This is a genomic window from Sulfitobacter sp. GN1-4 (genome assembly GCF_055693825.1).
On sequence record NZ_JBVFUQ010000003.1, the window covers coordinates 3488490 to 3502028 of the forward strand.

A 13539-nucleotide genomic window follows, 5' to 3' on the forward strand; every position below is an offset into this window, starting at 1 on the left:
GGTTTCCCGTCGCGGCCCTGATCTGGCTTGGAATGGTGGCGAAGTTAGTTCTTCGCGTAGAATTCCACGACGAGGTTGGGTTCCATCATGACCGGATACGGCACGTCGCCCAGGCTGGGCGTGCGCACGAATGTCGCGGTCATCTTGGAATGGTCTGCCTCGATATAATCTGGCACGTCACGCTCTGGCAGCTGTGTGGCTTCAAGAAGGGCAACCATTTGCTTGGAACGGTCACGCACTTCGATCACGTCGCCTTCTTTCACGCGGTAGGACGGGATGTTCACCTTCTTGCCGTTCACCCGGACGTGGCCGTGGTTCACGAACTGGCGCGCCGCAAAAACGGTTGCCACGAACTTGGCACGGTACACAACCGCGTCCAGACGGCGTTCCAGCAGACCCACCAGGTTTTCACCGGTGTCGCCCTTTACCCGCTCCGCTTCGGAGTAGATGCGGCGGAACTGCTTTTCGGTCAGGTCGCCGTAGTAGCCTTTCAGCTTCTGCTTGGCGCGCAGCTGGATGCCGAAATCTGACAGCTTGCCTTTACGGCGCTGACCGTGCTGGCCGGGGCCATATTCACGACGGTTAACAGGGGATTTGGGGCGGCCCCAAATGTTTTCGCCCATGCGGCGATCAATCTTGTGCTTGGCAGCGGTGCGTTTTGTCACAGCTGTTCTCCTTCAATATGGTTTCGAAGGGCGTTGTCCTTTGGGTTTTCACCCCGACAGGCATCCCCTTGCGGGGGCCACCAACACCAATGAAGCCGCGCTTATACGAGGGTTTGTGAAGGAGTCAATGACTTGTCCCCAGGTTCTTGAGCAAATCATCCGCGCAAGCAGACAACCCGCGACAGACCACATCCGACATTCACAATCGAGATATCAGTATTCAGTCAATTTACTTGAACCGGCAGGCACGCTTGCTGGATGCTCATCCTGATAAGGTTTCCGCAGCAAGGCATCAATATGTACCCAGACATCCGGCTCTTTATTGATGGCGCTTGGCGTGACACGGCGGACCATTTGCCGGTCATCAACCCAGCAACAGAAGAGGTCATTGGCCAGACACCGGTTGCCACATCTTCTGATCTGGATGATGCCGTCACCGCTGCAGTGGCCGGGTTCAAGCTTTGGCGTGCCTCAGCGCCGCGCGACCGTGCCAACCTGATCCGCCGCGCTGCTGCCCTGATGCGCGAACGGCAAGAAGAGATCGCGCGCGACATCACGCTGGAGCACGGCAAGACCTTGAAGGAAGCCCGGCTTGAGGTGATCCGAGGCGCTGAGTTCTTTGAATGGGACGCCGGAGAGGCCATGCGCACCTATGGGCGGGTCATTCCCGCGCGCGCAGACGAAACATTTACCGTCCACCACCAACCCATCGGCGTGGTGGCCGCGTTTTCGCCCTGGAACTTCCCGATGAGCCAGCCTGCCCGGAAAATCGCAGGTGCGCTGGCGTCAGGCTGTTCGGTTATTCTGAAAGCGGCAGAAGAAACGCCCGCAGGTGCGGTGCACATCGTTAAAGCCTTCGAAGATGCGGGCCTGCCAAAAGGTGTCCTGAACTTGGTGTTCGGCAATCCCGCCGAAATCTCGGGCCATCTTATTCCGCAAGATCCTGTCAAACTGGTCGCTTTCACCGGCTCCACCGCTGTGGGGCGGCATCTGACCACGCTGGCGTCTGAACATATGACATCCGTGCTGATGGAGTTGGGTGGCCATGCCCCCGTGATCGTCTGCGAAGATACCGATGTTGAAAAGGCGGCCATCACAAGCGCCTCACGTAAGTATCGCTCAGCCGGGCAGGTCTGCACCTCTCCGACCCGATTTTTCATTCACGACAGCATCTATGAGCAATTTTGCGAGATTTTCGTCGCGCACGCCAAGACGGTCGTAGTGGGCAATGGCCTGGAGGATGGGGTGCAAATGGGCCCCACGGCCAATGACCGTAGGATCGCGACCCTGACAGACATGACAGAGGATGCGCGTGCCAGCGGCGGACAGGTCTTGACCGGTGGCAAACGCATCGGGGACACCGGATACTTCTTTGCCCCGACAGTGCTGGCAAATGTGCCAGATACAGCGCTGGTGATGCGCGAAGAACCCTTTGGCCCAATTGCAGTTCTAAATCCCGTCGCCTCTCTGGATGAGGCCATCGCAAAGGCAAACTCAGTCCCCTACGGCCTCGCAGGCTATGCCTTTACCAACCGTGCGGATTATCTGCACAGATTGTCCCAAGAGGTTGAGGTGGGGAATTTCTCGGTCAACACGCTGGAAGCCTCCATGCCAGAAACCCCCTTTGGGGGCGTGAAATCAAGCGGTTATGGCCGCGAGGGCGGCACCGAAGGGTTGGAAAACTACATGGTGGCAAAAAACGTCTGGCACGCCAGCCAGATCAAGTAACGCCGCAAGGGAAGAAAACCGCACACCAGCACTCTGCCTGATTTCAAAGGATTCGCCGGGTTGCGTGAGGCCCCGTGCGCCCCGCCCCTTTCGGGTTAAGCGGTCTCAAGATCAAAGACGATAAGGCCAGCTGTCCCGCCTTCACAAAGCGACACCAGCCTTTTGCCCAAAGCCTGATGGGTCGGATGTTGGGCATAGGCCTGCAACGCCGCCGCATCCCGAAAATGGATCACAAAACCCGCGTCATAGTCTTGCGACAGTTTTTCAAAATCCCGGTTCGGCCCATGCGCAAACTGCGACACCCCTTCAAGGGTCAGGCTAAATGCGCGCAGCTCAGCAAAAACCGCTTCGCGGTCAGCCTCAGGCGCATCCACTCGAAAGTTACAAAACACGCAATGCAAGATCATATCAGCCCCGCACCCCGGCAGGGGCCATCGCTGCACAATCGGCATGTCTGGGGCAGGTCACGAGGTGATCGTTGATCAGCCCACAGGCCTGCATCCAGGCGTAGACAATCGTGGGGCCGCAGAACTTGAACCCCTCTTTCTTGAGGTCCTTTGAAATGCGTTCGCTCAGCGGCGTCTTGGCGGGCACCTCGCTTAGGCTGGTCCAGCGGTTTTGCAGCGGGGTGCCATCCAGATAGTTCCACATGAAGCGATCAAATCCTTCACGTTGCTCAACCTTCTGCCAGGCCCGCGCGTTCGTGATGGTCGCTTCGATCTTGCCCCTGTGGCGAATAATGCCTTCGTTTTGCAGCAAGCGTAGCACCTCCGGCTCGCCCCAGCTGGCGATCACATTGGGATCAAACCCTTCGAACGCGGCGCGGAAATTATCGCGCTTTTTCAAAATGGTGATCCAGCTTAGCCCGGCCTGAAACCCATCCAAGATCAGCTTTTCCCACAACGCACGGCTATCCCATTCGGGCACGCCCCATTCGGTGTCGTGATAGGCAACATAGATCGGTTCCGACCCTGCCCAGCCGCATCGTTCCATCGCATCCTCCGGGACGGGACGGCAACAATTCAAACCAAATCCACGTCTTAACAAGCGTTTAAATCTTTGTCGGTCATGCTGGCGCAGGTCCTAACGAAAGTAAATCGCTGTGGTGCATTCTTCCAAACGTCGCTTCGCAGACGTACCGCCCGGGGCGGACAGCCCTCTGAACTATGCTGTGTCCAAGCGCGACAAAGGGACGCTGGACATGGTCGAACAGGCTGTAAAACACAACCAAACGCTGCTGGCCTTCCAACCGATCATGCTGGCCAGCGACCAGACGAAAGTCGGGTTTTATGAAGGATTGATGCGGGTCTTGGACCCGACAGGCCGCGTCATTCCGGCAGGCCATTTCATGCCCGCCATTGCCGCCACGGAACTGGGCCGCGAGGTTGATGTTGTTGCCCTGCGTCTGGGCCTGCAAGCGTTGCGCAAAAATCCCGGTCTGCGACTGTCTATCAACCTTTCTGCGCGCTCCATCGGATACAGCGCTTGGCATAAAACGCTCAGACGTCATCTGCGCGCGGATCCCACGGTTGGCGAACGGCTGATCCTGGAAATCACCGAGGATCCGGCCATGCTGGTACCGGAACTGGTGATGGACGCCATGGATGACCTGCAACCTCATGGCATCTGCTTTGCCTTGGACAACTACGGGGCAGGCCAAACCGCGATCCGTTATTTCAAGGATTTCCTGTTCGACATTCTGAAAATCGATGGCCAATTCATACGGGGCCTGTCCCAAGACCCCGATAACCAGGTGATCACCGCCGCCCTTATCTCAATCGCGGAACAATTCGACATGCTGACCGTGGCGCAAAGTGTCGAACGCGAAGCCGACGCCGCGATGCTAACCGAGATGGGGGTGGATTGCCTTCAGGGCTATTATTACGCGGCCCCAACGGTACAGCCTACCTGGATGGCACCCAAAGTTTCACGCACAGGATAACACCGCGCTCCCATGTGTCTGACACATGGCGGGCTTTCCCTGCGTCAGTTGTCGCGTGGCAGCGCATGATGTAAGACGCCCCCCAGAAGGCGGGGGAGTCGGCGTGGTGTAGTGAGACACATGCCCTTTGGTTCTCTGCCAATAATGAAGAGGAAGCCATATTCATGACCAACGTCGTCATCGCATCCGCCGCCCGTACCGCCGTCGGTAGTTTCGGAGGGTCCTTTGCCAACACCCCAGCACACGATTTGGGCGCTGCTGTTCTGAAAGAGATTGTTGCCCGCGCAGGTGTCGATGCATCCGAAGTGTCAGAGACGATCCTTGGTCAGGTGCTGACCGCTGGCCAGGGCCAAAACCCCGCCCGCCAAGCGCACATCAACGCAGGTCTTCCCCAAGAAAGCGCCGCATGGGGCATCAACCAGGTGTGCGGCTCCGGCCTGCGCGCTGTTGCCTTGGGCGCACAGCACATCCAACTGGGCGACGCCAGCATCGTTGCCGCAGGTGGTCAGGAAAATATGACGATGTCCCCCCACGCCCAAGCCATGCGCGCGGGTCAGAAAATGGGCGACATGAAGCTGATCGACACCATGATCAAAGACGGTCTGTGGGATGCATTCAACGGCTACCACATGGGCCAAACCGCCGAAAACGTCGCTGAGAAGTGGCAGATCAGCCGTGATGCGCAGGACGAATTCGCCGTCAGCTCTCAGAACAAAGCCGAAGCCGCACAGAAGGCAGGTAAGTTCGCGGACGAAATCGTCGCCTACACCGTGCCAAACCGCAAAGGCGACATCACTGTCGACAGCGATGAATACATCCGCCACGGCGCAAACCTGGAGGCGATGGCCAAGATGCGCCCTGCCTTCACCAAAGATGGTTCTGTCACAGCCGCGAACGCTTCTGGCTTGAACGACGGTGCGGCGGGCGCGCTTTTGATGTCAGCGGATGACGCAGAAAAGCGCGGCATTGAGCCTTTGGCGCGCATCGCGTCTTACGCAACCGCGGGTCTGGACCCCTCCATCATGGGCGTTGGCCCGATCTATGCTTCCCGCAAAGCGCTGGAAAAAGCCGGTTGGAAAGCCGAAGACCTTGACCTGGTAGAAGCAAACGAAGCCTTCGCCGCACAGGCCTGTGCCGTGAACAAGGACATGGGCTGGGATCCGGCGATCGTGAACGTCAACGGCGGTGCCATCGCCATCGGCCACCCCATCGGTGCCTCTGGTGCCCGCATCCTGAACACGCTGCTCTTTGAGATGAAGCGCCGCGATGCGAAAAAAGGCCTCGCCACGCTGTGCATCGGCGGTGGCATGGGCGTCGCCATGTGCCTTGAGCGTCCCTAACTCTTGCGGGTGCGCATCTACTGCGCACCCCCACACGCCCATTTGAGAGGCGCTGCACCGCTGGTGCAGGACAAAAGGACAAATCGGCCGCGTAATAATGTTGCGCCCAGATTTATCCCAACGTAATAAACGAACAACGCAAATTCTCTAGAGGAGACCTACATGTCCCGCGTCGCACTTGTAACCGGAGGCAGCCGAGGCATCGGTGCCGCCATTTCCAAAGAACTCAAAGAGGCAGGCTATACCGTTGCGGCCACCTATGCTGGCAACGACGAAGCAGCAGCGGCCTTCACCGCAGAAACGGGCATCAAAACCTACAAGTGGAACGTCGCAGACTACGACAGCTCCAAAGCAGGGCTGGAACAGGTCGAAGCCGATCTGGGCCCCATTGAAATCATCGTGGCCAATGCAGGCATCACCCGTGACGCCCCTTTCCACAAAATGACGCCAGAACAGTGGCACCAGGTGATCGACACCAACCTCACCGGTGTTTTCAACACCGTTCACCCCATCTGGCCCGGCATGCGTGAGCGTAAATTTGGCCGGATCGTTGTGATCTCGTCCATCAACGGTCAGAAAGGCCAGTTCGCGCAGGTAAACTATGCCGCGACCAAAGCAGGCGATTTGGGCATCGTGAAATCGCTGGCTCAGGAAGGCGCACGCGCCAACATCACGGCAAACGCGATCTGCCCGGGCTATATCGGCACGGACATGGTGATGGCGGTCCCAGAAAAAGTGCGCGACAGCATCATTGCTCAGATCCCAGCAGGCCGTTTGGGTGAGCCTGAAGAAATCGCACGCTGCGTGAAATTCCTGGTGGCCGATGACGCGGGCTTTATCAACGGCTCCACCATCTCAGCCAACGGCGCGCAGTTCTTCGTCTAAGCCGCAACACCACACTTGAATAGAAAAGGCCGGCTCAACTGAGCCGGCCTTTTTTGTCCCGTAAGAAAGCTGCAGTCAATCAGCGGGACGCACGCGAAAAGAGCCAGGACCACATCTGCGCGGCTGCGGCTGCACGCTCTTGATGCGCCCGGGCATATGCATCGTGGTAGGTCTTTTGTGTGTTCTGCGTTTCCATGGCGGTGTCCTTTCAGGGAGGAAAGTGTGTCTCGATTGACCTCAATATGAGATTTCCTGGCCTTTCTGACAAACGAGACTTTCCAACGCCTCAGTTTAGTTTTACTTAAGTCGAGATGGCGACACCTCTGCCCCCCTTAACCGCTTTAAGAGCCTTTGACGCCGCTGCGCGCCATATGTCCTTTGCAAAGGCGGCAGATGAGCTGCACGTGACCCCTGCGGCCCTCAGCTTTCAGATCAAATCACTTGAGGAACACTTAGGCGCACCGCTGTTCGTCCGGCTCAATCGGGCGGTTGAATTGACAGATGCAGGGCGTGCCTTGGCCCCGGATGCAAAGGCCGCTTTTGAAACACTGGCCAACGGCTGGCATGCGGCACAACGGGCCCAGGATCATCACGCGCTCACCGTCACAGCGGGCCCAGCGTTCACCGCGAAATGGCTGGCGCCGCGCCTGTACGAGTTCGCGCAGGAACACCCCGAGATTGAGCTGCGCTTTTCCGCTTCTCTGCGCCGAATGGATTTTGTGCGCGACAACATTGATGTCGCCATTCGCTTTGGCCTGGGCCCCGATGTTGGTGTCTATTCCCTGCCATTGGCCGAGGAATGGGTCACGCCTGTGATGTTGCCCGAAATGGCATCGCGCTTTCCAACACCTGAAAGCCTGGCCGAGGCGGTTCTGATCATCGACGAATCCATCGATTTTTTGAAACCCCGCGTGGATTGGGCCGCCTGGAGCGCCAGTGTTGGGATCGCGCCGCTGCCTGCTTCGGGGCCACGCTTTACCCAGTCAGACCACGCATTGGACGCCGCACTTGCAGGGATTGGTGTGGCGCTGGGGCGGCGTGCCTTTGTCATAAAAGACATCGCAGAAGGCCGGCTTGTCGCGCCTTTCAGAATGGCGTTGAACACTGGTGCGCGCTTTCGCTTTCTGTGCCAAGCGGGGCAGGAAACCCGCCCACAGATCGCCGCCTTCAAAACCTGGATCCTGCGCGAGATTGAACGCAACACGCACATCGCCGACAGCTTTGATGTCAAACCGATTGGATCCGCTACATGAATCGTTCCCGGGCCACCGCGATCGGCTTTGGTGCCGTTCTGCTATGGGCGCTTCTTGCGCTCTTTACGGTTGGATCGGCCCCAACGCCCCCGTTTCTATTGAACACCATTTGTTTTGCCATTGGCGGCACGCTGGGGCTGATCTGGGCGGCCCTGACCGGCATGACAGCCAACCTTAGGTCCGTACCGCTCAAGGTGTACATCTTTGGCACGCTGGGCCTGTTTGGCTATCACGCCCTCTATTTTTCTGCGCTCAGGCTTGCCCCCGCTGCCGAAGCCGGGCTGATCGCCTATCTTTGGCCGCTCTTGATCGTCGTGTTTTCGGGCTTGCTGCCCGGTGAACGGCTGCGGCTGGGCCATCTGATTGGCGCCCTGGTGGGTTTTTCGGGCGCAGCGCTCATCATCCTTGGGGGTGGCGGGGCTGGCTTTGCCACCTCACACGCAGCGGGCTATGCGCTTGCGCTCCTTTGCGCGCTGACGTGGTCGAGCTATTCGGTCCTGTCGCGCCTGGTCGGCGATGCGCCCACCGCGACGGTGGCTGTGTTTTGCATCGCCAGCGCCGCGCTGTCGCTGCCCTTGCATTTGGTATTTGAGGACACCCAGCTGCCCTCCACCACATTGGGATGGGCCGCCATCATCGGGCTGGGCACAGGCCCGGTCGGGCTGGCGTTCTTTGTCTGGGACATTGGGGTGAAACAAGGCGACATTCAGCTTTTGGGCACGAGCTCTTACGCGGCCCCGCTGCTGTCTACACTTGTCCTGGTCTTGGCCGGTGTGGCTGCCCCAAGCCTGGCTTTGCTTTGGGCAGCCCTGTTGATCACTGGCGGCGCGGTCATCGCCGCGCGGGCCAGCATGACGTCATCGAGCAGATAAATCTATCTGAGGCTAACTCGAAAGCCGCGTAATCTCCTCTTTCAATCGCAGCTTTTCTTTCTTCATGGTCGCAACTTCTAGATCATCATGGCCAGGGGAGCGTTGTGCCATTTCGACTGCATCGCTGAGATCCTGGTGCTTGCGCTTGAGTGTCTCCAGATGTGCATTGAGAGCCATGTATACCTCCTAAATTTGTGTATAGATCTGAAGTGGACCACAGATCTGGCGGTGTGTCACGCCGCCTCGCAGCATATCCTGACCTTGGGTAAACAGTTGCTTAAGAAGGCTCAGAAAATCAGCGCCGCCCCGTCCCGCAAGACGGCTCTGATGTGCGGCACATAGCTGTCTCCGTCCCGTTCATGCTGCACGCCAGCGTGGAGAATCAGCGGAGCATGCAACTTAAAGGCCCCGCGACCGTTCTTGCGGGCCCGCACAATGATGCGTTCAGGCGCACGACCTGTGCGGGCGGCAAGCGGCAGCACTTCGATGCTCCCCATCTCATGCGGCAATGCGGCCAGAATATCCGGCAAACGCTCTGTCAGATGGATAAAATGCGCCTGGCCTTTCGGGGCCAACCGACGCGCGGCTGTTTTCACCCAACGCGACAACGGGGTCTGCGCACCATGTGCTGCTTCTCGCGCGGGATCATCTGACGCAACGGAAGCGTCGCGGTCATAATAAGGCGGGTTGGCCAGAACGTGGTCAAATTGACGCTGCCGGATATCCAACGGTAGATCGTCCAGATCCGCCTCCACCACCTGCAGACGCCCCTCCCCGTTGCGCCGCGCCAAGCTGGCGAATGCCGGATCACGCTCAACCCCGGTCAGTTCCAAGCCCGGCACACGGGTGCCCAAACACAAAATCGCAGCACCAACCCCGCACCCAAGCTCCAATATGCGCTGGCTATTTTCTGCCGGAACAGAAGCACTTAGCAGGACAGCATCCACGCCAGCCCGGTATCCTTTACGCGGCTGATAAAGGTGGAGCCGCCCGCCCAGGAAAGCATCGCGGCTAAGGGCTGTGTCAGGAAGCTCAGTCAATGCCAAAGGGGATGTCGTTATCCCGCAACACCCGCTCAGCGGCGTCGTGATCATCAGGATGCACCATCAAACGACGTGGGAAAATTCCGATGCCGCCTTCGAGGACGCTCATGTTTACGTCCATCTCGAAGCAGTCTATATCCTCCCCCCGAAGAAGGGCCTGGGCAAAGGCGATGATCGTCATGTCCGTGGTGCGCAGTAGTTCCTTCATATCTGAGATGTGGGGCATATTCATCCGGTTGTCGAGCCTTCGGTTGACCCAACAAAGAGGAGAGCGTTCATGAACATTGCCGCCGTCGCCAAGCCGCATGACCGCCTGGCCGCCTATCTTGAAAAAGACCTGGGCCTGGTTGGCACATTGATCAACGAACGCATGGCCTCAGAACATGCCCCCCGCATTCCAGAGGTAACCGCCCATTTGGTCGGCGCTGGTGGCAAACGACTGCGGCCCATGCTGACACTCGCTGCGGCGCGCATGTGCGGCTATGACGGCCCCTATCACGTCCACCTCGCCGCTACGGTCGAATTTATTCACACAGCGACCTTGCTGCATGATGACGTGGTGGATGAAAGCCAGCAGCGCCGGGGCCGTCCCACTGCGAACCTGCTGTGGGACAACCAATCTTCCGTCCTGGTGGGTGATTACCTTTTTGCACGGTCCTTCCAGCTGATGACCGAACCGGGGTCCATGCGGGTGATGAAGATCCTGTCAAACGCCGCGGCCACCATCGCCGAAGGCGAGGTGCTGCAGCTGACGGCAGCGCAAAACCTGGCCACGGACGAAAGCATCTATCTACAGGTAGTGCGCGGCAAAACCGCCGCTCTCTTCTCAGCCGCGACCGAAGTGGGCGGCGTGATTGCGGATGCTGAGGACAGCCAGATACAGGCGCTCTTTGAATATGGTGACGCGCTGGGGATCGCCTTTCAGATCGTGGACGACCTGCTTGATTATCAGGGTCAAAGCGATGCCACAGGTAAAAACATCGGCGACGATTTCCGCGAGCGCAAATTGACCCTGCCGGTGATCAAGGCAGTAGCCCTGGCGGATGCGGACGAACGCGCCTTTTGGACCCGGACCATCGAGAAAGGCCGGCAAGAGGACGGTGATCTAGAACATGCGCTGACGCTTTTGCACAAGCACGCGACCTTGCAAGCCACCCAACAAGACGCGCTGGCCTGGGCCGAAAAAGCCAAAGCCGCATTGGCCGTCCTGCCAGATCATGACGTCAAGGATATGTTGATTGATCTGGCTGACTATGTGGTCAGCCGCATCAGCTAAGCTGCGTCGGGGCAACCCACCAACCGGGATGTGCGCCCGACAGATGCCGCGCCGCTACGCGGGCGGCTGCCTCATCTTCGAACACACCGAAACATGTTGCACCCGATCCGGACATCCGCGCCAGGCGGAGCCCTGGCTGCATCTCCAAAGCCGTCAAAACAGCGCCAATCTCAGGCACCAATTGGATCGCTGGTGCCTGCAGATCATTGCGTTGCAATGCCAGCCAGGCGGCGAACTCCCCCGCATCCGCAAAGGAAGGGATCGCGTCAGCCATTCCGGGGTTATCCTTGAGCTCAAGCGCACGAAATACCGACGGCGTCGGCACATGGTGGCCAGGGTTGACCAACACTGCCCAAAGGGGCGGCAGGTCCGGCACCAGCTCTAACGCGTCACCGATACCTCGCATGCGCTGCGCTTTGGCGGCCAAACAGACAGGAACATCCGCCCCCAGCGCCAACGCACCCGTCGGATGCGCAAAGGCCCGTAACACGGCGGCTGCATCAGAAGACCCGCCGCCAATGCCACCGCCATGGGGCAAGTTCTTTTCCAGCTCAATATGCGCGGTAACCCCTGCCTGCGCTGCCGCTTGCCAAACCAGGTTTCGCTCATCCGCGGGCACGCCTTCGGCAAAGGGCCCCGTCACGCTGAGCGCCAGACGATCTTGATCCCGAAACCAAAGCCTGTCGCCGACATCCGCAAAAACCACCAGCGAATCCAGCAGGTGATACCCATCCGCCCGCTGGCCGGTCACATGAAGCGTCAGGTTAATCTTGGCCGGCGCAAAGGTTTCAGATGTCATTGGCCACTTGCAAAGGTGGGGCGCCTTCTTCTTGCAGCACGACGTCTAGCCCAACATCCAACTTGCGCCGAATACGTTCGGGATCTGCCTCTGTGTCGGCATCATCTGCATCAATGAAGGACAGCGCCCTGCTCCACTGGAACTCCGCTTCACGCTGGCGGCCAACCGCCCAATAGACATCGCCCAAATGGTCGTTCACCACCGGATCAACCGGCATTAGCTCCACCGCGCGCTCCATCTGCACAACGGCCTCATCATAACGGCCCAGGCGGTAGAACACCCAGCCAAGGGAATCGACGATATACCCGCTGTCCGGGCTGGCGGCGACCGCGCGCTCAATCATATCAAGCGCTTCTTCCAGGTTGCGTTTCTGCTCAACCATGGAATAGCCCAGATAGTTGAGCACCTGCGGCTGGTCCGGCTCAATCGCCAAGGCGGCCCGGAAATCCTGTTCCATACGGTCATAATCGCCGGACCGCTCATGCGCGATCCCCCGAGAGTAATAGAGCACCCAGCGCACGGGGGCTGTCGCAGCGGCGAGGTCAATCGCCCTGTCATAGGCATCAATCGCTTCGGCGTATTGATCGTTTCCGCGCAGCACATCGCCCAGCGTGGAATGCACCACGGCCAGGTTTCCGTGGCTGCGGGTCAGCTGTTCAAGTACTTCAACCGCTTGATCCAACTTGCCAGACCGACGCAGGGCATCAGCCCGCCCCAACTCAGCCACATGGAAGGCCGGGTCATCGGCGGGGATATCCTTGTACTCAGCAATCGCCAGTTCGTTCTGGCCCAGGCTTTCCAGCAAGTCCGCCGTCAGCAGCAGCGCATCCACGTGATCGCTGCGCAAATGCCGGGCGATGCGCGCGTATAGCAACACGTAATAATCACCCGCAGATTCCGATCTGAGCACAGCCGCGAAGGTAAAAAACACCTCAGCGATGCCATCCTGCGCCCCTTGGACGTGGGTAAAAGGCACCGTCTCTTTGGCCTCCAGACGCGCGATCATGCGGTCGAGTTCCGGATCCGTCGCATCGCCAAAGCTGGAGCGGAGCACCACCAGGGCATCCTCGTGCCGGTCAAGCTGCGCCAAAACTTCTGCATGGGCCATCACACCGCGCCGGGTCTGACCGGCAGCGCCTGCGCCTGCCTCACCGAAAATGGCCTCTGCGCCTTCGAAATCACCCACGCTGGCCAATGCCAAAGCCTGATGATACCGCACAAAGCCCCGCATGCCCGCTTCATCGCTCAGATCATCAAACGCCGCCATGGCCGAGGTGACATCCCCCGCCCCCACATGCGCCCAAGCCTTGACCAACCCGTCGACCCAAGGCCCAATGCCTGAGGTATCCGGGGCCTGCGCCAGCAGCCCGCGATAGTCTTCTTTGCCGGCAAGATCGGCCGTGATGACCATCCGCGCCACCTGCGACGTCTGGTTCTTTTGGGACAACACCCGCGCAATCGGTGCGGCCAGCGCCACGTCACCCAGCGCCAGACGGGCCAGTACCGCGCTTTCCATCAGCTCCACGTTCCCGCTGTCGCGGGTCAGCGCCTCGGTGTAATACCGTGCGGCTTCGCGGTAATCACTGTTCACAGCGGCATGCCTGCCTGCCAAATAGGCCCCGGCAACAGACTGCGCAGCCACAGGCGGCACTTGGGCTGTACTCAGCATCAGCGCAGCGGCACCCACCAGAAGTGATCGTATCATATCTACTGCCTCTTTTGATTTGCACCAAAGG

The 13539-nt window shown here is 59.1% G+C and carries 15 protein-coding genes; 7 read left to right on the forward strand and 8 right to left on the reverse strand.

Annotated elements, in window-relative coordinates; translation table 11 throughout:
* Window positions 1-44: 44 nt before the first annotated feature.
* Window positions 45-665, reverse strand: a complete 621-nt coding sequence (gene rpsD, locus ACZ1HM_RS17795) for a 30S ribosomal protein S4 (RefSeq protein WP_472743977.1) — start codon at window positions 663-665, stop codon at window positions 45-47.
* Between the two features lie 297 nt (window positions 666-962).
* Between rpsD and ACZ1HM_RS17800 the strand changes: the two genes are divergently transcribed.
* A complete protein-coding gene (locus ACZ1HM_RS17800) occupies window positions 963-2393 on the forward strand; it encodes an NAD-dependent succinate-semialdehyde dehydrogenase (protein ID WP_472743978.1) in 1431 nt (476 codons plus the stop codon).
* Window positions 2394-2488: 95 nt separating this feature from the next.
* Here ACZ1HM_RS17800 and ACZ1HM_RS17805 read toward each other — a convergent pair whose 3' ends face one another.
* The gene (locus tag ACZ1HM_RS17805) at window positions 2489-2800 is read right to left on the reverse strand and encodes a Dabb family protein (RefSeq protein WP_472743979.1); all 312 of its coding nucleotides are present in this window, start codon (window positions 2798-2800) and stop codon (window positions 2489-2491) included.
* A gap of 1 nt (window position 2801) precedes the next feature.
* Window positions 2802-3386, reverse strand: a complete 585-nt coding sequence (locus ACZ1HM_RS17810) for a DNA-3-methyladenine glycosylase I (RefSeq protein ID WP_472743980.1) — start codon at window positions 3384-3386, stop codon at window positions 2802-2804.
* A 109-nt stretch (window positions 3387-3495) separates the two neighbouring features.
* On the opposite strand from ACZ1HM_RS17810, the gene ACZ1HM_RS17815 reads away from it, so the two are divergent.
* The 5 genes from ACZ1HM_RS17815 (at window position 3496) to yddG (ending at window position 8685) form a co-directional block, all read left to right on the forward strand.
* Window positions 3496-4335: an EAL domain-containing protein gene (locus ACZ1HM_RS17815; protein ID WP_472743981.1), complete on the forward strand. Its 840-nt coding sequence runs from the start codon at window positions 3496-3498 to the stop codon at window positions 4333-4335.
* A gap of 164 nt (window positions 4336-4499) precedes the next feature.
* Window positions 4500-5675 (forward strand): acetyl-CoA C-acetyltransferase, encoded by a 1176-nt coding sequence (locus tag ACZ1HM_RS17820; RefSeq protein WP_472743982.1) that lies wholly within the window; start codon window positions 4500-4502, stop codon window positions 5673-5675.
* Between the two features lie 162 nt (window positions 5676-5837).
* Complete coding sequence (gene phbB, locus ACZ1HM_RS17825) at window positions 5838-6560, forward strand: acetoacetyl-CoA reductase (protein WP_472743983.1); 723 nt, start codon at window positions 5838-5840, stop codon at window positions 6558-6560.
* 311 nt (window positions 6561-6871) lie between these two features.
* Window positions 6872-7813, forward strand: coding sequence for a transcriptional regulator GcvA (gene gcvA, locus ACZ1HM_RS17830; RefSeq protein ID WP_472743984.1), 942 nt, complete (start codon window positions 6872-6874; stop codon window positions 7811-7813).
* Window positions 7810-8685, forward strand: a complete 876-nt coding sequence (gene yddG, locus ACZ1HM_RS17835; RefSeq protein WP_472743985.1) for an aromatic amino acid exporter YddG — start codon at window positions 7810-7812, stop codon at window positions 8683-8685. Before gcvA ends, yddG begins: the two co-directional genes overlap by 4 nt.
* 12 nt (window positions 8686-8697) lie before the next feature.
* Here yddG and ACZ1HM_RS17840 read toward each other — a convergent pair whose 3' ends face one another.
* From ACZ1HM_RS17840 to ACZ1HM_RS17850, 3 genes are all read right to left on the reverse strand, one after another.
* Window positions 8698-8862 (reverse strand): YdcH family protein, encoded by a 165-nt coding sequence (locus ACZ1HM_RS17840; protein ID WP_472743986.1) that lies wholly within the window; start codon window positions 8860-8862, stop codon window positions 8698-8700.
* A gap of 110 nt (window positions 8863-8972) precedes the next feature.
* Window positions 8973-9725 (reverse strand): tRNA1(Val) (adenine(37)-N6)-methyltransferase, encoded by a 753-nt coding sequence (locus ACZ1HM_RS17845; protein ID WP_472744657.1) that lies wholly within the window; start codon window positions 9723-9725, stop codon window positions 8973-8975.
* Window positions 9718-9936 carry a putative signal transducing protein gene (locus ACZ1HM_RS17850; protein WP_472744658.1) on the reverse strand — a complete coding sequence of 73 codons (219 nt, stop codon included), beginning with the start codon at window positions 9934-9936 and terminating at the stop codon, window positions 9718-9720. The genes ACZ1HM_RS17845 and ACZ1HM_RS17850 overlap by 8 nt, the downstream gene beginning before the upstream one ends.
* Window positions 9937-10005: 69 nt before the next feature.
* On the opposite strand from ACZ1HM_RS17850, the gene ACZ1HM_RS17855 reads away from it, so the two are divergent.
* Complete coding sequence (locus ACZ1HM_RS17855; protein WP_472743987.1) at window positions 10006-11004, forward strand: polyprenyl synthetase family protein; 999 nt, start codon at window positions 10006-10008, stop codon at window positions 11002-11004.
* On the opposite strand, the gene ACZ1HM_RS17860 is transcribed toward ACZ1HM_RS17855, so the two are convergent.
* Both ACZ1HM_RS17860 and ACZ1HM_RS17865 read right to left on the reverse strand, forming a co-directional pair.
* Complete coding sequence (locus ACZ1HM_RS17860) at window positions 10997-11803, reverse strand: 4-(cytidine 5'-diphospho)-2-C-methyl-D-erythritol kinase (protein ID WP_472743988.1); 807 nt, start codon at window positions 11801-11803, stop codon at window positions 10997-10999. The genes ACZ1HM_RS17855 and ACZ1HM_RS17860 overlap by 8 nt on opposite strands.
* Window positions 11793-13508 (reverse strand): tetratricopeptide repeat protein, encoded by a 1716-nt coding sequence (locus tag ACZ1HM_RS17865; RefSeq protein ID WP_472743989.1) that lies wholly within the window; start codon window positions 13506-13508, stop codon window positions 11793-11795. Before ACZ1HM_RS17865 ends, ACZ1HM_RS17860 begins: the two co-directional genes overlap by 11 nt.
* Window positions 13509-13539 lie beyond the last annotated feature (31 nt).